Origin of the sequence: Hyphomonas sp. KY3 (assembly GCF_017309975.1) — a bacterium.
Taxonomy (GTDB): Bacteria; Pseudomonadota; Alphaproteobacteria; order Caulobacterales; family Hyphomonadaceae; genus Hyphomonas.
On sequence record NZ_CP022271.1, the window covers coordinates 890,326 to 907,756 of the forward strand.

The 17,431-nt window shown below is 59.4% G+C and carries 20 protein-coding genes; 5 read left to right on the top strand and 15 right to left on the bottom strand.

Going from position 1 to position 17,431, the window contains the following annotated elements:
• Positions 1–42: 42 nt before the first annotated feature.
• The 4 genes from carB to CFA77_RS04570 form a co-directional block, all read right to left on the bottom strand.
• On the bottom strand, positions 43–3,315 hold the full coding sequence (gene carB / locus CFA77_RS04555) for a carbamoyl-phosphate synthase large subunit (RefSeq protein WP_206992449.1): 3,273 nt from the start codon (positions 3,313–3,315) through the stop codon (positions 43–45).
• Between the two features lie 126 nt (positions 3,316–3,441).
• Positions 3,442–3,903: a nuclear transport factor 2 family protein gene (locus CFA77_RS04560; RefSeq protein WP_206992450.1), complete on the bottom strand. Its 462-nt coding sequence runs from the start codon at positions 3,901–3,903 to the stop codon at positions 3,442–3,444.
• Positions 3,904–4,073: 170 nt separating this feature from the next.
• Complete coding sequence (locus tag CFA77_RS04565; protein WP_206992451.1) at positions 4,074–4,412, bottom strand: YMGG-like glycine zipper-containing protein; 339 nt, start codon at positions 4,410–4,412, stop codon at positions 4,074–4,076.
• A gap of 100 nt (positions 4,413–4,512) precedes the next feature.
• On the bottom strand, positions 4,513–5,247 hold the full coding sequence (locus tag CFA77_RS04570) for an MBL fold metallo-hydrolase (protein ID WP_206992452.1): 735 nt from the start codon (positions 5,245–5,247) through the stop codon (positions 4,513–4,515).
• Between the two features lie 109 nt (positions 5,248–5,356).
• Between CFA77_RS04570 and CFA77_RS04575 the strand changes: the two genes are divergently transcribed.
• Positions 5,357–6,337: a M48 family metallopeptidase gene (locus CFA77_RS04575; protein ID WP_206992453.1), complete on the top strand. Its 981-nt coding sequence runs from the start codon at positions 5,357–5,359 to the stop codon at positions 6,335–6,337.
• On the opposite strand, the gene CFA77_RS04580 is transcribed toward CFA77_RS04575, so the two are convergent.
• On the bottom strand, positions 6,334–6,954 hold the full coding sequence (locus tag CFA77_RS04580; RefSeq protein WP_206992454.1) for an ElyC/SanA/YdcF family protein: 621 nt from the start codon (positions 6,952–6,954) through the stop codon (positions 6,334–6,336). The two genes, CFA77_RS04575 and CFA77_RS04580, sit on opposite strands and share 4 nt — an antisense overlap.
• Positions 6,955–7,025: 71 nt before the next feature.
• Entirely contained in the window at positions 7,026–7,451 is a 426-nt protein-coding gene (locus CFA77_RS04585) for an NUDIX domain-containing protein (RefSeq protein ID WP_206992455.1), read from the bottom strand.
• A 123-nt stretch (positions 7,452–7,574) separates the two neighbouring features.
• On the opposite strand from CFA77_RS04585, the gene CFA77_RS04590 reads away from it, so the two are divergent.
• Both CFA77_RS04590 and CFA77_RS04595 read left to right on the top strand, forming a co-directional pair.
• Entirely contained in the window at positions 7,575–7,961 is a 387-nt protein-coding gene (locus tag CFA77_RS04590; protein ID WP_206993171.1) for a DUF302 domain-containing protein, read from the top strand.
• A gap of 27 nt (positions 7,962–7,988) precedes the next feature.
• Positions 7,989–8,387, top strand: a complete 399-nt coding sequence (locus tag CFA77_RS04595; protein ID WP_206992456.1) for a VOC family protein — start codon at positions 7,989–7,991, stop codon at positions 8,385–8,387.
• A gap of 11 nt (positions 8,388–8,398) precedes the next feature.
• On the opposite strand, the gene CFA77_RS04600 is transcribed toward CFA77_RS04595, so the two are convergent.
• The 3 genes from CFA77_RS04600 to CFA77_RS04610 form a co-directional block, all read right to left on the bottom strand.
• Positions 8,399–9,010: an exopolysaccharide biosynthesis protein gene (locus CFA77_RS04600; protein ID WP_206992457.1), complete on the bottom strand. Its 612-nt coding sequence runs from the start codon at positions 9,008–9,010 to the stop codon at positions 8,399–8,401.
• A gap of 128 nt (positions 9,011–9,138) precedes the next feature.
• Positions 9,139–9,432 carry a hypothetical protein gene (locus tag CFA77_RS04605; RefSeq protein ID WP_206992458.1) on the bottom strand — a complete coding sequence of 98 codons (294 nt, stop codon included), beginning with the start codon at positions 9,430–9,432 and terminating at the stop codon, positions 9,139–9,141.
• A 118-nt stretch (positions 9,433–9,550) separates the two neighbouring features.
• Positions 9,551–9,901, bottom strand: coding sequence for a UrcA family protein (locus tag CFA77_RS04610; protein ID WP_206992459.1), 351 nt, complete (start codon positions 9,899–9,901; stop codon positions 9,551–9,553).
• A 204-nt stretch (positions 9,902–10,105) separates the two neighbouring features.
• Between CFA77_RS04610 and CFA77_RS04615 the strand changes: the two genes are divergently transcribed.
• A complete protein-coding gene (locus CFA77_RS04615) occupies positions 10,106–11,446 on the top strand; it encodes an acyl-CoA dehydrogenase family protein (RefSeq protein ID WP_206992460.1) in 1,341 nt (446 codons plus the stop codon).
• Between the two features lie 106 nt (positions 11,447–11,552).
• On the top strand, positions 11,553–13,220 hold the full coding sequence (locus CFA77_RS04620) for a DUF4332 domain-containing protein (protein WP_206992461.1): 1,668 nt from the start codon (positions 11,553–11,555) through the stop codon (positions 13,218–13,220).
• Here the strand turns inward: CFA77_RS04620 and CFA77_RS04625 are convergent.
• From CFA77_RS04625 to CFA77_RS04650, 6 genes are all read right to left on the bottom strand, one after another.
• The gene (locus CFA77_RS04625) at positions 13,217–13,546 is read right to left on the bottom strand and encodes a helix-turn-helix transcriptional regulator (protein WP_206992462.1); all 330 of its coding nucleotides are present in this window, start codon (positions 13,544–13,546) and stop codon (positions 13,217–13,219) included. The genes CFA77_RS04620 and CFA77_RS04625 overlap by 4 nt on opposite strands.
• Before the next feature lie 5 nt (positions 13,547–13,551).
• Positions 13,552–14,202, bottom strand: a complete 651-nt coding sequence (locus tag CFA77_RS04630; protein ID WP_206992463.1) for an SRPBCC family protein — start codon at positions 14,200–14,202, stop codon at positions 13,552–13,554.
• Between the two features lie 63 nt (positions 14,203–14,265).
• The gene (locus CFA77_RS04635; protein WP_206992464.1) at positions 14,266–15,630 is read right to left on the bottom strand and encodes a tryptophanase; all 1,365 of its coding nucleotides are present in this window, start codon (positions 15,628–15,630) and stop codon (positions 14,266–14,268) included.
• A 178-nt stretch (positions 15,631–15,808) separates the two neighbouring features.
• Positions 15,809–16,315, bottom strand: coding sequence for an HdeD family acid-resistance protein (locus tag CFA77_RS04640; protein WP_206992465.1), 507 nt, complete (start codon positions 16,313–16,315; stop codon positions 15,809–15,811).
• 81 nt (positions 16,316–16,396) lie between these two features.
• Positions 16,397–17,176 carry a type I methionyl aminopeptidase gene (map, locus tag CFA77_RS04645; RefSeq protein ID WP_206992466.1) on the bottom strand — a complete coding sequence of 260 codons (780 nt, stop codon included), beginning with the start codon at positions 17,174–17,176 and terminating at the stop codon, positions 16,397–16,399.
• Position 17,177: 1 nt separating this feature from the next.
• Positions 17,178–17,384 (bottom strand): ParD-like family protein, encoded by a 207-nt coding sequence (locus CFA77_RS04650; protein ID WP_034812582.1) that lies wholly within the window; start codon positions 17,382–17,384, stop codon positions 17,178–17,180.
• Between the last annotated feature and the right edge of the window lie 47 nt (positions 17,385–17,431).

Genomic DNA, 17,431 nt, shown 5'->3' on the forward strand with positions numbered 1-17,431 from the left:
AAAATCGTTGTCTTAATTGGTAATGGCGTCAAGTGGGGCTGATCAGGCCGATTGCAAGGCGCGCACCGAGATTTCCCGGTCTTTCATACTCTCAATGGCCTGCACCGAGGCAATCGAGGAGGCCAGAGTTGTGAAATACGGTATCTTGCGGTTTACGGCAGTCCGGCGAATGGATGCGGAATCTGCAAGCGATGCTGCACCTTCGGTCGTGTTGAAAACCAATTGCACGTTGCCATTGATCATGGCGTCCAGAATGTGCGGCTGGCCTTCGAGAACCTTGTTGATCCGGCTCACTTTCAGGCCTTCAGCCTCCAGAAAGGCAGCTGTTCCGGCGGTGGCGAGGATCGAGAATCCGAACTCCGTAAGCTTTCGAATCGCCGGAACGATGGCCTTCTTGTCGGAATCTCGCAGAGACACGAACACCGTTCCTGAGTCTGGAAGATGGACCCCGACGCCAAGCTGACTTTTCAGGAAGGCCATGCCGAAATCATCATCCCAGCCCATGACTTCGCCGGTCGACCGCATCTCCGGGCCGAGTTGCGGGTCCACACCGGGGAAGCGGGCGAATGGGAACACCGCCTCTTTCACCGCCACGCGCCGAGGATTGGCCTGGGTCAGGTCGAATTCTGTCAGGCTCATGCCCGCCATTACCTTGGCCGCAATTCCGGCAATCGGGGCACCAACGGCTTTTGCAACGAATGGTACGGTCCGACTGGCGCGGGGATTGGCTTCCAGCACGTAGATTTCGTCATCCTTGACGGCGAACTGAATATTGATCAGGCCGCGTACTTTCAATGCGCGGGCAAGGGCAATCGTTTGCTCGGCGAGGCGCCCCTGAAGTGCAGGCGAAAGCGTATAGGGCGGCAGGGCACAGGCGGAATCGCCCGAATGCACACCTGCTTCTTCGATATGTTCCATGATGCCGGCGACGTGCACATTCTTGCCATCGCACAGCGCGTCGACATCCACCTCGATCGCATCGGACAAATATCGGTCAATGAATAGCGACGCATCGCCGGAATCCTTGGCGACGCTCAGGGCTTCGGCAGCAAATTTGCGCAGGTCTTCATCATTGCGGGCGATTTCCATGGCCCGACCGCCCAGCACGAAGGAGGGTCGCAGCATGACCGGATACCCGATCTCGTTGGCTTTGACTTCGGCTTCTTCGACAGAGCGGGCCGTGCGGGACGGTGCTTGCTGGATGCCAAGATCGTCGAGCAGGGCTGCAAATTGCTCACGGTCTTCGGCGAGGTCGATGGAGGCCGGGCTGGTGCCAAGAATTGGCACGTTTTCGTGGTCAAGCGTGTTGGCGAGTTTCAGCGGCGTTTGGCCGCCGAATTGTACGATCACCCCGTTCAGCGTGCCGGCCGATTGCTCTTTGTGGATAATCTCCAGAACATGTTCTTCCGTCAACGGCTCGAAATAGAGCCGGTCAGATGTGTCATAGTCCGTGGACACCGTTTCCGGATTGCAATTGACCATGATGGACTCGATGCCGATGTCATCCATCGCGAATGCGGCATGACAGCAGCAATAGTCAAACTCGATGCCCTGACCGATCCTGTTGGGGCCGCCCCCAAGGATGATCGCCTTGTTGCGATCTGATGGCAGCGCTTCGCATTCAGCTTCGTCGGCGCCGAACACGGGCTGTTCATAGGTGGAGTAAAGGTAGGGGGTCTTCGCGGCAAACTCGGCTGCGCATGTATCGATACGTTTGTAGACCGGGCGCACGCCGAGGCCGTGGCGTGCATTGCGGATTTCCGCTTCGCCCTTGCCGGCCAGCTTGCCGAGGCGCTTGTCAGAGAAGCCGAGCATCTTCAGGCGCAGCATGCCTTCATGGTCGTCAGGCAGGCCATCCTTCAGGATGCCAGCTTCAACCTCCATCAGTTCCGCGATCTGGCGCAGGAACCATTTGTCGATAGAGGTGATTTGATGAACTTCGTCCACGGATAGACCCTGACGCAGGGCTTGCGCCACCACGCGCAAGCGGTCCTGTGTCGGCACGCCGAGCGCCGTGCGCAAATCAGCTTCTGTGTCGAATGCGATATCATCAAGCCCGGACAGGCCGGTCTCCAATGAGCACAGGGCCTTCTGCAGACTTTCCTGGAATGAGCGACCAATCGCCATGGCTTCGCCGACGGATTTCATCGCCGTGGTCAGTACGGGGTCGGCGCCCTTGTACTTCTCGAAGGCAAAGCGCGGTATCTTGGTGACAACATAGTCAATTGTCGGCTCGAACGAGGCAGGGGTGACACCTGTGATGTCATTGTCCAGTTCATCGAGCGTGTATCCCACGGCCAGTTTTGCGGCGATCTTGGCAATCGGGAAACCGGTGGCTTTCGAGGCAAGCGCAGAGGAGCGCGACACACGCGGGTTCATCTCAATCACGACGAGGCGGCCATCCGCGGGGTTGACCGCGAACTGGACGTTAGATCCGCCCGTCTCTACGCCAATCTCGCGGAGCACCGCGATCGAGGCGTTCCGCATGACCTGGTATTCCTTGTCGGTCAGCGTCAGCGCCGGCGCGACCGTGATGGAGTCGCCAGTATGGACGCCCATCGGGTCGATATTCTCGATGGCACAGATAATGATGGCATTGTCCGCTGTGTCGCGGACCACTTCCATCTCGTATTCTTTCCAGCCCAGCAGGCTTTCATCGACCAGGATCTGCGCCATGGGGGAGGCAGCAAGACCGGACCGACAAATTTCTTCATACTCTTCGACATTGTACGCAACGCCGCCACCGGTGCCGCCGAGCGTGAAGGCCGGGCGGATGATGGCGGGCAGGCCAACTTCGTCCAGCGCGGCCATGGCGCGCTTCAGGCCTTCGATCCGATCATACTTGCCGTCTTCACTCTTCGGAGACGCGATGATGGCGGCGCGGGGATTTTCGAGACCGAGCCGATCCATCGCTTCGCGGAACAGCTTGCGGTCTTCGGCCATCTCGATGGCTTCGGCCTTCGCGCCGATCAGCTCCACGCCATGCTTTTCGAGGATGCCGGCATAGTGGAGGTCCAGCGCGCAATTGAGTGCGGTCTGGCCACCCATGGTCGGGAGCAGGGCATCCGGCTTTTCAGCCTCGATAATCTTTTCGACAACTTCCGGCAGGATGGGCTCGATATAGGTTGCGTCAGCGAGCTCTGGATCGGTCATGATCGTTGCCGGGTTCGAATTGACCAGGATCACCCGGTAGCCTTCGCTTTTCAGCGCTTTGATCGCCTGCACGCCGGAATAGTCGAATTCGCAAGCCTGCCCGATGATGATCGGACCGGCACCAATAACCAGGATAGAGCGGATATCCGTGCGCTTCGGCATGTTGCTTTTCTCCTACCGGCCAAACGGCTGCTCCATAGCTGGGAGTCGGGGGCGGGGGCAAGACTAAAGGGGTGGGTTTCCGTTATTAGCTGCAATTGACTGTCGCGGGGCGATCAGGCTGCAAGCTCAGAGCGCTCCATTATGGACCGTCGAATGCTCATGAACCAGGTGCCACCCACCTGTGATTTTCTCCCAGACCTGAGAAACTGCCTGCGTCTGGTTCATCACCCCGTCTTCATGGGTGATGCCGCTCAGCTCGGTGAAGAAGTTTGCGGCGGCCATGTCTTGGGTGCGGCGCAAATTGATCGCGGATACGATGCTGATATGCCAGCGCTTGAACGTGTCTTCCAAAACCGGCTGCCAAAGCTGACGATATTGGGCAAGGTTTTTGCTTATCGCGACGTCGCTGCCAAAATCACTAAGCAGGCGGATACACCCAGAGCCTGTGAGGGGTATGGCTTCTCGGTCGGCATGGCCTTGCGGCCAACAGCTGTACCAGGCGCGGATCCTTTCACGGATCGCGCGATCATCTGGCGCAATCCACGGGTCGTCTGAAGCAGTTTTGTTAAGGGGCGTTACCCGTCCCATGAAGTCTCTCCTGTTTAACATAGGTAAAAGGGAAACGCGTTGTCGCGCAGGGCGTTCCGATTTTGGGCGGGGAGAGACCGGGGTGATTTGGCGGCGAAACTGTGCCGCGAAAGAAAAAGCCCCGCATCCAATGGATGCGGGGCTCACCATCACTTTAGTGCCTCGGCTGCTTACCAGCGCGTGCTGTCATTCGGGTAGCGGTCATAGATGTCCGCGCGACCGTCTCGGTCGGTGTCTTTTTCGTCAGCCTGGTCTTTCACGCCCGGCATATCGCAGTCTTCCGACTCCGTGCAGCCCTTTGCTGCGCCAGCAGTGCCGCCCAGAACGGCGCCAATCGCAGCCCCGCGTTGCGCGTCACCATCCCCGACATTATTGCCAATCACAGCACCTGCGGCTGCGCCAGCAGCGGCGCCATAGGCAGCGTTGCGTTCAGTGGTGCCAGTTTGGGTGCAGGCGGCCAGAGCGAAGGCGCTGGCGCCGATAGCGGCGAGTTTCAGATAAGCGGTCATAAGACATTCCTTTCCGTTGTGTACGGGTCAGAAACGTCTCCTTGGTGGCTTGGTTCCGTTGGATTTCCGAGGCTTACGGGATGGTAATACCGTTTGCTTGTCAGCTCCAACGCTTGGCAAGTTTCTGGTCGGTCGAGCTTGCATCTTGCTTTGCGGCGCCTTGATATCCGGTAGTCGTATCTGCCACGAACGGGTTGGTTTGACGCTCTTGGCCAAAAGTGGACAGCGGACCATGACCCGGCACAAACCGCATTTCATTGCCAAGTGGCCAGAGCTTGCCGGTAATCGAGTCGATCAGTTGCTGATGGTTCCCGCGCGGGAAATCGGTCCGGCCGATGGAGCCCTTGAACAGGACGTCACCAACAAAAGCGAGCGCGCCTTCTTTCTGATAGATCACAACATGGCCCGGCGTATGGCCCGGACAGTGTGCGACGCCGAATTTCGTACCAGACAGCTCCAACTCGTCGCCATCATGAAGATACTTGTCCGGAGTCACATTGCGGCCATCAGTGATGCCGTATTTGGCGCCTTGAGCTTCCAGTTCATCCAGCAGCCACTGATCGTCCTCGTGGGGGCCAATGATTGGGCAGCCCGTGCGCTCCGACACTTCGGTGGCCGCGCCGGCATGATCCAGGTGGCCGTGGGTCAGCCAGACGCCGACGATCTTCACACCGAACTGCTCTGCTGCGCCCATCAATTTGTCGACCTCGCCGCCCGGATCGATGAAGACGCCTTCCATTGTGTCTGTGGACCAGATCATCGACGTGTTCTGTTGCAGCGGCGTCACGGGAATGATGCGAATTTCGAGCTTGGGCGGGGGAGCTTGGTCTGTCATGCCTCAGAAATAGCGTCCCGACATGGTTTCGTGAAGGTGCAAGCGTGCTTTCCCTCGCGGTTCTTCTTGGTTTAAACGATTTACCAAGCAGATTTGACGGAGATTGCCCATGCGCCTGCCGCGACACGCCTATGGCCACAAGACCCGCAGTAGCGGGATTGGTGGCCTCTTGCGCAGCCGGTTCAGCCTGATCCTTGTCGGCTTGTTCCTGCTGTTTCTGTATTGGCAAGCCAACCAGACCGAAGTGCCTTTCTCGGGCCGCAAGCAACTGAACACCGTCCCGATCGAGAAAGAGGTGCAGCTGGGCCAGCAGTCCTATATCCAGATACTGAACCAGGAGCAGCAGCAGGGAAATGACGTCCTGTGCGCAGATGGCAACAATTGCGAAGGCACGGAGGCGGAATACACTCAGGCCGTTCGCGAGATTGGCGCACGCCTCCAGCGCGCCGCAGTCGAGCTGGAACAGGATCTCCTGCGCCAAGGCGCCTCCTTCACCCCGGTCGCCGACCAATTCGACTGGACCTACTATGTCGTCGATTCCGATACGCCGAACGCTTTCTGCCTGCCGGGTGGGTATGTTGCGATTTACACGGGCATTCTCGACATTACGGGAAACTATGATGGCAAGGTTGACGCCGAGGATATCAGCGATCTCGACAAGCTGGCCGTGGTGATGGGGCATGAGATTGGCCATGCCCTGGCCCATCATGGTGCTGAGCGGGTCAGCCAGCAACGCGTCGTCCAGTTCGGGCAGATCGCTGTCGGCGTGGGCCTTGGCGACATGGACGCCTCTCAACAGCGCGCCATCATGCAGGCTTTCGGCATCGCGGCCCAGGGTGGCATGCTCGCCTATTCGCGCAAGCATGAGACGGAAGCCGACAAGATCGGGCTCGATCTACTGGTTCGCGCCTGTTACGACCCGCGCGAAGCACCTGATCTTTGGGAGCGGATGGGTCAGATTGGTGGTGGCCAGCGTCCACCGGAGTGGATGTCCACGCATCCGGCGTCCGAAACCCGGGCCGAAAATTTCCGGAAATGGATGCCGGAGGCGATTGCGGAATATGAGCGTCGCTGCGAACCGCTGGGCTAGGCGCTGTCCTCGTCGCCGCGCAGGCGGTCAATAATCGCATCCCGCCAGCTTTCCGGCATCAGGAACAGTGCCCACGCGCCTGCCTCGTAATGTGCACGACGCCAGATATCGAGCGGATTGTACCCGCCATTGGGACAGGCGGCGAGCGCCTTGGCCTGCTTGCCCGGATGGCTGGCATAGACGGCCTTGGCGCGCAGGATATGCATGCAATTGGAGATGAAGACGATCTTCCCACTCTCCGAGGCGCTGGTGGTGTTGGCGAGGCTTTCCAGGCCGGAAATCGTATCGCGGCTCTCGACATCGGCGCTGACCTTCGCGGCCTGGCCGGACCGGCGCGCCGCGAGCAAGGCCATCTCCTGGCTGCCGAGACGGCCTTCCTGGGGGCGATGGCCCCCCACGACTTTCAATTGGTCCAGCTTGCCCGCTTTCAGCAGGGCGACGCCCTTGTCGACTCGCGCAGAGGCATCGGATACATTGTCTGTATAGAAGATGATCCCGCGTCCCCCCGCCAATTTGCCAGTTTGGTCTGAAAGCCGGGTGACGCCCCAGAAAAGAAGCGTCGCGGCGAGGTCCACGAGGACCAGCCAGATCAGCAAGGTTCGGATGCGTCGAATCACAGCCGCTATAATCACCAACTGGCCCCGGCCTGCTAGAGCCGAGCCGCAACAATGACTACATATTTGCAGTTTCAGCCGGTGGGGCCAGCCGGCTCCAGAGAGGCGAGATAATCTTTCACAGGCGTGGTGATCTGGTCTGGCAGGTCGTCCAGCGCAAACCAGCCGCATCCGCCATGCTTTTCCGGTTCCATGACACGTGGTTCGCCTGACACGATGCGCGCAGAATAGACTGGCGCAACCCAATGCTTCCCGTCACCCTTGTCGATGGTCTCGGCAATGCAGGCGAGGCCGGTCAGCTCGATGGTGACACCGAGTTCTTCTTCGATTTCGCGCCGGGCGGTGTCCTCGGCGCGTTCGCCAAAATCGATCTTGCCGCCGGGCAGACCCCACGCTCCCGCTTCGGGTTGCTTGAGACGTTGGATAAGCAACAGGCGCCCGTGCGCATCGCGAATGGCTGCGCCGCAACCGGCGCCGGGAAGGGAGTTAGAATCAGTCATGCTTACCAGTTTACAGGGCCATGGCGCGATTGGCAGGGCGAAATTGGAACCGTGGCCCGCCGGATCGCATTGCGTTTCTTCACAATTCAATTAGCCTTTGAGGCGCTACTGGAGATGTTTGGCATGGCCTACACAATCACCCGCACACTGGATGGCATCTCGCTCGAAGAAGCCGACAAGCGCACGCGCGCAGCGCTGTCTGGCAAGGGGTTTGGGGTTCTCACCGAGATTGATGTCCAGGCGACGATGAAGAAGAAGCTGGATGCCGACATGGCCGGGTACCGCATTCTTGGCGCGTGCAATCCGGACATGGCGTTCGAGGCCATCAAGATGGAGCCCAGGGTCGGTGCGATGCTGCCTTGCAATGTCATTCTGCGCGAAGTCGATGGCGGCATTGAGATCAGTGCGATTGATCCGGTCGCGTCCATGCAAGCGATTGAGAACACGGAACTCCATGCCGTAGCCGGGCAGGTGCGTGACATGCTGGCGGAGGCATTGGAGGCGATCTAGCCGATTAGAACAAGTGGGGGGAAAAACATGGCAAAAGTGATTGGGTTGGGCGGACTGTTCTTTCTTTGCAGAGACGTGGATGCGACGCGGGCGTGGTATAAGCGGGTACTCGGTGTGCAGATTGACGAATATGGGGGCGCGAGTTTCTCCCAAGCGGATGCTGCTGCACGATTCCCGCAAGGTGCCCGCACGATCTGGGCGCCCTTCAAGGCAGGAAGCGACTATTTCAAACCTTCAGACAGCGACTTCATGATGAATCTGATGGTGGATGACCTCGACGCCATGATTGAGCAAATCAAGGCTGAGGGCGTTGAAATGGAAGGCGAGCCCATGACGGAAAGTTATGGAAAGTTCGCCTGGATCATGGATCCTGATGGCCGCAAGGTCGAACTCTGGGAACCCATCGAGGCGCAACCCGCGACCTGAAGCGGTGACTCTCAGAACCAGCCAGCCACCCGTCCCCACGGGACAAACAGGAATGTGATGGTAAGAGCGGCGGCCGTTGCCGCGAAGCCGGCAAGCATCAGCGCGCCATCCTTGGCGACGAGCGCCAAACCGAACAGGACAATCGCAACACCCGGCGCTGCGACGGCGAACGGCACGAGTTCCAGAGGGATCATCAGAATAGCGAGCAGGGAAACCGCGATCGCGGCCAGATAGGTGGCCACACGTCCTGTCGCCCAAGCGAGCCGCTCGGTGATCGTGCGATCAATGCGTTCCAGCCAGGGTTTCACCTTGTCTTCGGCTTCTTTGAGCTTCGAGGTTTCGATGGATCGTTTCTCAACGAAGGACGGCATCCAGATATGATCGGCGCCGAACAGAATCTGAATGCTGAAAAGCAGGATGATAACCCCGATCACCGCTGGCAGGCCGGGTATTCCGCCTAGCGGCGGCAAGACGACCAGAAGGCCCAGCAATGTGATGATGGGACCAAAGGATCGGTGCCCGAACATGTTGAGCAGATCCCCAACCGAGATTGTGCCTTCGCCACCTTCTTCAATGGCGGTCTCGAGTACGTTCTCCAGCGGATCGCTCTGTGATGCGGGCATGGCCTTCCTCTTGGTTACTCATGGTAACGCATCAAGTCGGCTGGGGTTCGCACTGCGCGCAAAAAAAAGAGCCGCCTGGCATGACACCAGAGCGGCCCGAGGAGAGGTCTGCTATTCAGGAAAGTGCGTTAGCGTGCGGACTTCTTGCACGCTTCAATATCGTCTGCTTCCAGCTTGGAATTGGAGTTTCCGTAGGAGATGATTTCGCCGGCCTTCTTCGCAATCTTCTTGCAATCGCGAACAGAGGCCTTCTTGCGGTCGAGTTCGCCTTTGCAGACAGTGCCTTCGCAAAGCCAAACAGTGCCGATGGCCACGACCTGGCCTTCGTCGACAGGGGCGGCTGTTTCGAAGGTGAATGTGTTGGCGAAAGCTGGTGCGCCGAGCGCAAGGAAGGCTGCGGCGGTGAGAGCGGAACGGATCATGGGAGGATACCTTTCGGTGGGTGGACTTCAAAACAGTGTCGGACCCTAAGCGTCCGTTCGCACTCAATAGCGATTACTGACGAAAACGTCAATCATTCAGCCTTTTTGGCCTTGGTGCCTAGTTCGCGTCAGCCAGAATGCGCCTGTTCAGGCCAGAACGCGACACATAGGCTTCGGTGAGCTTCGGGTGGTCAATCTTGTTCACAGCCTGCGCGATAACCTGCGAGACGCACGAATCATCGACACGGGGTGCCTGCGAGACAGGGGCATCGTAGCGGCAGATGGAATCAGCCTGCATTTGCAGGGAATCCAGAACGGCTCCGGCCCCAGCACGAGAGTGCAATGCGCTGTTATCATACTGGATTTCTGCTGACACAGTCTGGGTCGGATCGGCCATGGCAGGGGCGGCATAGGCGAGGCCGGCAAGACCGGCAGCGACAACGATAAGAGAGAGGCGGGAAGACGGCATGGGAGGAAACCTTCTTGCAGTTGCGGTCGGTGGTGACCGTAAAGACAGAATATGATCATTGAATAAAAAGTCAATTGTTCAGTGATTATATTTTTGTTTCAATCCTGCCGTGGCGGCATAAATTGCCGCGCGGTTTCAGTGCGGTAGTCTCGAAGGTGGAAAAAGAGATTGCTACAGCAGCGACCGCCAGGAGGACACCGCATCATGGATTTCAATATCCCACAGGACATCGCAGACTATCTGACCGTGCTCGACAAGTTCATCGAGGACAAGATCAAGCCGCTTGAGCAGAAGGACGACAATATCCGCTTCTTCGACCACCGGCGGGAATGGGCGCGCACCGACTTCGACAATGACGGCCTGCCGCGTCCTGAATGGGAAGACCTGCTGCGCCAAGCGAGGAAGCTGGCCGACGAGGCCGGACACCTTCGCTATGCCCTGCCGAAGGAGTTCGGCGGGCAGGACGGCTCGAACCTCGGCATGGCCATCATCCGCGAGCATTTTGCCCGCAAGGGGCTCGGCCTCCACAATGATCTCCAGAATGAGCACTCGATCGTCGGCAACTTCCCGCAGATCCTGATGCTGCGGGATTTTGCCCGGCCCGATCAGAAACACCTCGCCGAAGCCGCATTGAAAGGGGAATTTCGTGCCTGCTTCGGCCTCACCGAACCTGACCACGGCTCTGACGCGACCCACATGGAAACCCGCGCGGTGCGCCACAAGAAAGACGGCAAGGATGGCTGGCTGATCAATGGCTCGAAGATGTGGATCACCGGCATGCATGCGGCCTCCCACATCATGATGTTCTGCCGGACCTCGGGAAATGATGGCGACGCAAAAGGCATCACCTGTCTCATCACGCCTGCTCAGGACCCGGCTATCGAGATCGACGAGTTCATGTGGACGTTCAACATGCCGACCGACCATGCGCGCTTCTACATCAAGGACCTCTGGGTGCCGGAGGACGCGGTGTTCGGCCCGCCTGAAGGTGGCCTCGCGCTGGCGCAGCACTTCGTCCACGAGAACCGCATCCGCCAGGCGGCGAGTTCCTGCGGGGCGGCGATGTACTGCATCACCGAGGCGATCAACTATGCCAACCAGCGCAAGCCCTTCGGCAAGGCGCTGTCGCACAACCAGGCGATCCAGTTCCCGCTGGTCGAGCTTGCGACGCAGGCCGAGATGCTGCGCCTCCTGATCTTCAAGACGGCGTGGGAGATCGACCAGATGTCGAAGCCAGATGTCGCGATCTACCTCTCCGACAAGGTGTCGATGTGTAACTACTATGCCAACCGGCTCTGCTGTGACGCGGCCGACCGGGCGATGCAGGTGCATGGCGGGATGGGCTATTCGCGCCACAAGCCGTTCGAACACATCTACCGCCACCACCGCCGCTACCGCATCACCGAAGGCTCCGAAGAAATCCAGATGCGCAAGGTCGCCGGCCACCTCTTCGGCTTCATGGGCCCCAACAAGCACGGCCAGGCCAAGGGCGAAAAAGACGCCAAGGGCAAGAGCACCGAGCCCACCGATTTTGCGGTGCGGTAGGCGCAGCAGAAACTTCCCCTCCCGCGCGAATGGTTAATGATGGCGTAACTATCATTAGGCATTTCTCGTTTGATCCAGATTGAATCAGGCGGGAAGGGAGACGGGCATGTCTCTGCTCGAACGAGTAATTCGCGGCCATCGGTGCCGCTCGACGCACCACTATATCGCGATGGACGCGCTGTCGCTCATAGCCTCGGAGGAGGCCGACAAGTGGAAGGACCTGTTCCTGGTTCACCACGAGCACCTGCTCGAAGGGGCCAAGGCGCCGGATTCCAAGTTCAAGGATTTCCGCAACCATGTCCTGCACATTTCCGAAGGGGAGTGGGGCGGCGCGCCGGGCAAGGCGATGGAATGGTTTGCGACGACAGTCGACCATCTCCGTCGCAAGCAATGGAGCAAGGCCGCCTATGCGTTCGGCGTGCTGAGCCATTATTATGCCGATCCGATCCAGCCCTTCCATACCGGACAGACCGAGGAAGAGGGCACGATGCACCGGGCGGTGGAGTGGAGCATCGCCAAATCCCGCGACAAGATTGATGCCCGCATAGAGACGCTCGGCTATCCGGATGTGCCAGTGCCGGACGGCGCAGGATTCATCGCCGACATGGTCCGCAATGGCGCGCGCCTGTCGCATCCCCACTATCAGACCTTCATTGACCATTATGATCTGGACGTCGGCGTGAAGGATCCGCCCGCCGGGCTGGACGAGACCATGTTCGATGCGATCGTGGAACTGGTCGCCTATGCCACGGCCGGATTCGGCGCGATCCTCTCACGCGGTATTGCGGAAGCTGCTGTCAGCCCGCCCAAGACCAATCTCACCCTTCAGGGCTATATCGAGACACTGGACATTCCGCTGCGCTGGGTAACGGCGAAACTGTCGGACGCGGCCGACAAGCGCACCGTGACGCGGATGTACAAGGAGTATCAGAAGACCGGTAAGGTCATCCGTACCCTGCCGGATGATGACAAGGAAATCCGCAAGCTTCACGCCAAACAAGTTTTGCGCGTTCCGCTGAAAGAGCTGAACAAACAGGAGATTGGCCCAATAGGTTCGAAGAACAAGGCGGTCGAGGAGCGCTTGCTGACCGCACTGATCGAGGATGAGGCCGAGATCGCCGCTGAGGCGACCGTTGTTGAAGAGGATGCGGTCGAGGAGGCTGTAGTCGAAGCGGCGCCAACCGACGAAACACTTCGCCCGGCCGAAGCAGAAGCGCCGCTGGCCGAGGAAGCCCCTCCGCCGAAGAAAAAGGCTCCCCCAAAGGCAGAAGAAGTCTTGTTCGAGCCGGAGCCCGAGGCCGCTGTCCCCGCGCCGCTTGCTGATGATCTTGGCGAGGAGTCCGGAGACATCGCCCGCCGCAGCCGCATCACGCGCGAGTCCCCCGTGGTCGAGGCGCCCAGCATCGGCAAGAAGACCGCCAAACGCCTGTCGCGCGCGGGGATCACCACGGTGGGTGACCTGCTGGATTGCGATACGGAAGAGACCGTCTTCCTCGTCGATGTGGCCTACATCGACATTGACACGCTGAACGACTGGAAGGACCAGACGATCCTGATGATGGAAGTGCCGGGCTTGCGCGTGCACGACGCCCAGATCCTTGTCGGCGCGGGCATCCGCAATCGCAAGGAACTGGCCGAGGCGCCTGCGCGCACCCTGTTCATGTTGGCGAGTGAATTCCTCCAGACGCCACAGGGGGACCGTGTGATCCGCGACGACGACTACCTCGCCGAAGAGGAAGTCGAAGAGTGGATCGAAATGGCGAAGGAAGCCTAACGCTCCCGAGGTTTTTTTCCGCGCTTCACCTCTGTTGCGAGCGATTCAAGCTTGTGCGTCCAGAATCCGCGGAAATGGCCTAGCCAGTCGTCGACTTCTCTCAATGGCTCTGTACCGAGCGAATAGATTCGCCGCGTGCCTTCTGCCTTCACTGAAGCAAAACCGTTCTCGCGCAGCACCTTGAGGTGTTGGGAAACGCCGGCTTGCGAAATGCCGAATTCGGCCTGGACCACGTCCACAATGTCGCCTGACGACAGGCTGCCTTCCGCCAACAGCTCGAGAATGCGACGGCGGACCTGATCACCGAGAACGTCAAAGGCATGCATGATGGTCAGCCTCCTTCCGGCGGAGCCTCGCCGAGATAGAAAGACGTTGTATTCGCTGCAGCGCTGGCTGCAACCTGCGGATCATTACCGGCGGCGACGGATGCGTCGCGCCAGCCTGCGCTGCTCTTGCGGACGAACAACTTGTATTCGTCGGTCCTTGTCCATTCCATGTCGGCTTCCGGAGGTTTCGACCAGCCGCTGGCAATATGTGTTTGCAGGCCCAGTAATCCGAGATCCCAGCCAACGCCAGTGGCGCCGGGGCCATATTTCTCGGCCCATGCCGGATCGATATGGCCCTCGTGAACCAGCTGGAGGTGCGTTTCATCTTCGCTGACTGCGTGCAAATGGACCTCCACCCAGCTGACCGTTCCGCCAAACTCCCACGTCAGTTCAAGCGTCTTCGGCGGATCGCACACCGTCACGGTGCCGCCCGCATTTCCCTCCACTTGGTAGCGCCCGCCGAGTTTGAGGTCGCCCGTAACGGGAGAGAACCAGCGCGGCAGTCGCTCCGGATTGGTCAACGCATCCCATAGGTCCTTGATACCGGTGTCGTAAGTGCGTTCCGCGATGACGGCCTCTGCAGGTTTTCCGTCGCGTTCGCGCTTGCGGACGATGCGGCTCGTGGCACCGATAGCAGCGGCGATATCATGGATCATGAGTCACCTATATATAATTCTACAATTATATAAGGCTTTAGTTATATAGGAGTCAATCTGCGATCAAAGCGTTTCAAACTCCGCCGTGAAGTGGCGCATCATGGGCGGCTCTTTCACGATCTTCAGGCCGCGAATGTCATCTTTGCGCTTCGCGAGTTCCTCGAACACTTCGACGATATAGTCCGCATGCGACTGGGTGTAGACGCGGCGCGGCATGGCTAGACGGACAAGGTCCATCCGGGCGGGTTCTTCGGTGCCATCCGGTTTGCGACCGAACATGACCGTCCCGATCTCACAGCCCCGAATGCCGCCTTCCTCATAAAGCGCGCAGGCGAGCGCATGGCCCGGATATTCCAGCGGCGGGATATGTGACAGCCATTCGCGCGCATCCACGAACACTGCATGCCCGCCCGCCGGCTTCATCACCGGCACGCCCAGCGCGTCCAGCCGTTCGGCGATATAGGCATTGGTGCGCACGCGGTAGCGCAGATAATCCTCATCCACGATCTCGGTCAGGCCCTGTGCGATCGCGTCGAGGTCGCGGCCGGCAAGGCCGCCATAGGTCGGGAAGCCCTCGGTCTGGATCAGCCGCGTGCGGGCCTGTTCGGCCAGCGCGTCATCATTCAGCGCGAGCCACCCGCCGATATTGGCGAAGGCGTCCTTCTTGGCGCTCATTGTCATGCCGTCGGCCACGTCAAACGTGTCGCGCACGATCTCCTTGATCGAGCGGTCCTGCTGCCCGTCCTCGCGCAGCTTGATGAACCAGGCGTTCTCGGCGAACCGGCAGCCATCAATGAAGAAGGGCTTGCCATGCGCATGGGCGATCTCGGCGGCGCCGCGAATATTGGCGAGGCTGACCGGCTGGCCGCCGCCTGCATTGTTCGTGATCGTCATCATCACACACGGCACGGCATCGCCGCGCTCACTCATCAACTTGGCGAGGGCGTCCAGGTCCATGTTCCCCTTGAAGGGATGGTCGAGGGAGGGGATCTTGCCCTCTGCGATGGGCAGGTCCAGTGCCTCGGCGCCTGCGGCTTCGATATTGCCGCGCGTCGTGTCGAAATGCGTGTTTGACGGAATGAGATGACCGGATTTGGCGATCAGCGAGAAAAGCAGGTGCTCCGCAGCGCGCCCTTGATGGGCGGGGATGATGTGCTTGAAGTCCATCAGATCCTTCACGGCCGCTTCGAACCGATAGAAGCTCGGCGCGCCGGCATAGCTCTCATCGCCGGTCATCACCGCGCCCCATTGCGCCGCGCTCATGGCCGACGTGCCACTATCGGTCAGCAAATCGATCAGCACGTCATCCGAATGCAGCTTGAACAGATTGTAGCCCGCCTCTTTCAGCAGTCGTTCGCGCTCGTCTCGCGTGGTCATGCGGATCGGCTCGACCGATTTGATGCGGAAGGGTTCGATAATGGTCTTCATCTGTCAGCACTCCTGGCTCTGAATGTCCTGGGGGGTGCCGACAACGGCGCACACACAGGACTTATCCTGCGCCGCGGTTGCCTCGTCTTCGTGACGCGACCGCGCTCAGCGCCTGTTGTGAGATGGGTCGAATATCACGGAGCCAGCCCGCCATGCAAGATGCCGCGCAGGGCGCTCGTCAGTCGTCAAACAGGTCCGACAGGGCCTTGTCCATTGCCAGCAGGGCCACGCCGAAGAACAGCATGTTGATTCCGGCCAATATGCCGATGGCCCAGGCCGCTGTGCTGGGCAGGCCGATCAGGATCAGCGCGCCTGCGATGATGCCGGCAAGGCCTGCCACGATCAGCATGGTCTTGCTGTTGCCGCGCAGACGCGGGCTTTTGGAGGCGAGGGCAAGCTGGACCCCGCCCTGGACCAGGAAGGAGACGCCCAGAATGATGGTGAAGGAGATGAGCCCGATCCACGGAAAGACGAGCAGGCTGATCCCGCCAGCAAGGAAGAGCAGGCCGAGCAGCAAATGCTGCGTGCGCCCTTCCAGGCTCGGCCGCCAGGCCCACCAGAGATGCGCCGCGCCCGCAAAGATGATCAGATAGGCGAGAATGAAATTGTAGGAGAGCCCGGCAACATACGGGAAGAGGATTGCCAGCGCCCCGAGGATAACAAAGACCATGCCTGCGATTTTCATGTGATCAGCTCCCGGTCAAATTCAGACCAAGCCAGCCTATCATGTCCTGCCATGCGCTTGTACCGGACTGTGCCGTATTGACTACGCGCGGCGCGCCTGCATGGGCGTCTCGCCCGGACGCAGGGTCAGGACTTCAACACCGGTTTTCGTCACAGCAACCGTATGCTCGAATTGGGCGGAGAGCTTTCCGTCATTGGTCACCACCGTCCACCCATCAGCCTCGGTCGAAACCTGGCGTGTGCCCAGATTGATCATGGGTTCAATGGTGAAGACCATGCCTTCGCGCAGCTTGAGGCCGGTGCTCGGCTTTCCGAAATTGAGAACCTGTGGATCCTCATGCATTTCGCGGCCAATGCCGTGCCCGCAATACTCCCGTACGACAGAACAGCCATTTTTCTTGGCATGGCGGTCAATCGCAAAACCGATATCGCCAAGGTGCGCGCCGGGACGTACCTGTCCAATGCCTTTCCACATGGCTGTCTCGGCGATCCGAACAATTCGCTTGGCGGCGGCTGAGACATTTCCGACCATGTACGTCTTGCTTGAATCCGCGATGAAGCCGTTCTTTTCGAGGGTGATATCAAGATTGATGATATCGCCATCCCGGATGATCTCATCCGAACTGGGCACGCCATGACACACGACATGATTGATTGAGCAGTTCAGGACGAATTTGAAGCCATACTGCCCTTTGCTTGCGGGGCGGGCGCCGAGGTCTTCGGTGATGAAGCGGTCGACCAGATCGTTGACCTGTAGCGTCGACATGCCCGCCAGGTCCTGCCCGTCCAGCATTTCGAAAACGGATGCCAGCAGTTTGCCAGAGATGCGCATCAGCGCGATCTCGCTCGGCGTCTTTACCATGTCAGGCGACCTTCAGGTCGGCCAAGGGCGCATCGGCCGCTTCGAGCTGCATCTTCACAATGTCATTGAAGGAGAGCGTTGGATTGGCTTCGGCGAGCCGGCCGATTTTAATCCAGAATTCGGCTTGCGCATTGATGGATCGACACATGACCCCGCTCGCCCGCCGGACTTCTTCATGCAGGTCATTGTCGATCTTCACGATACCCATGTTTGTCCTCGATATGAATTATATACATACCGTATACGTTTTGTATA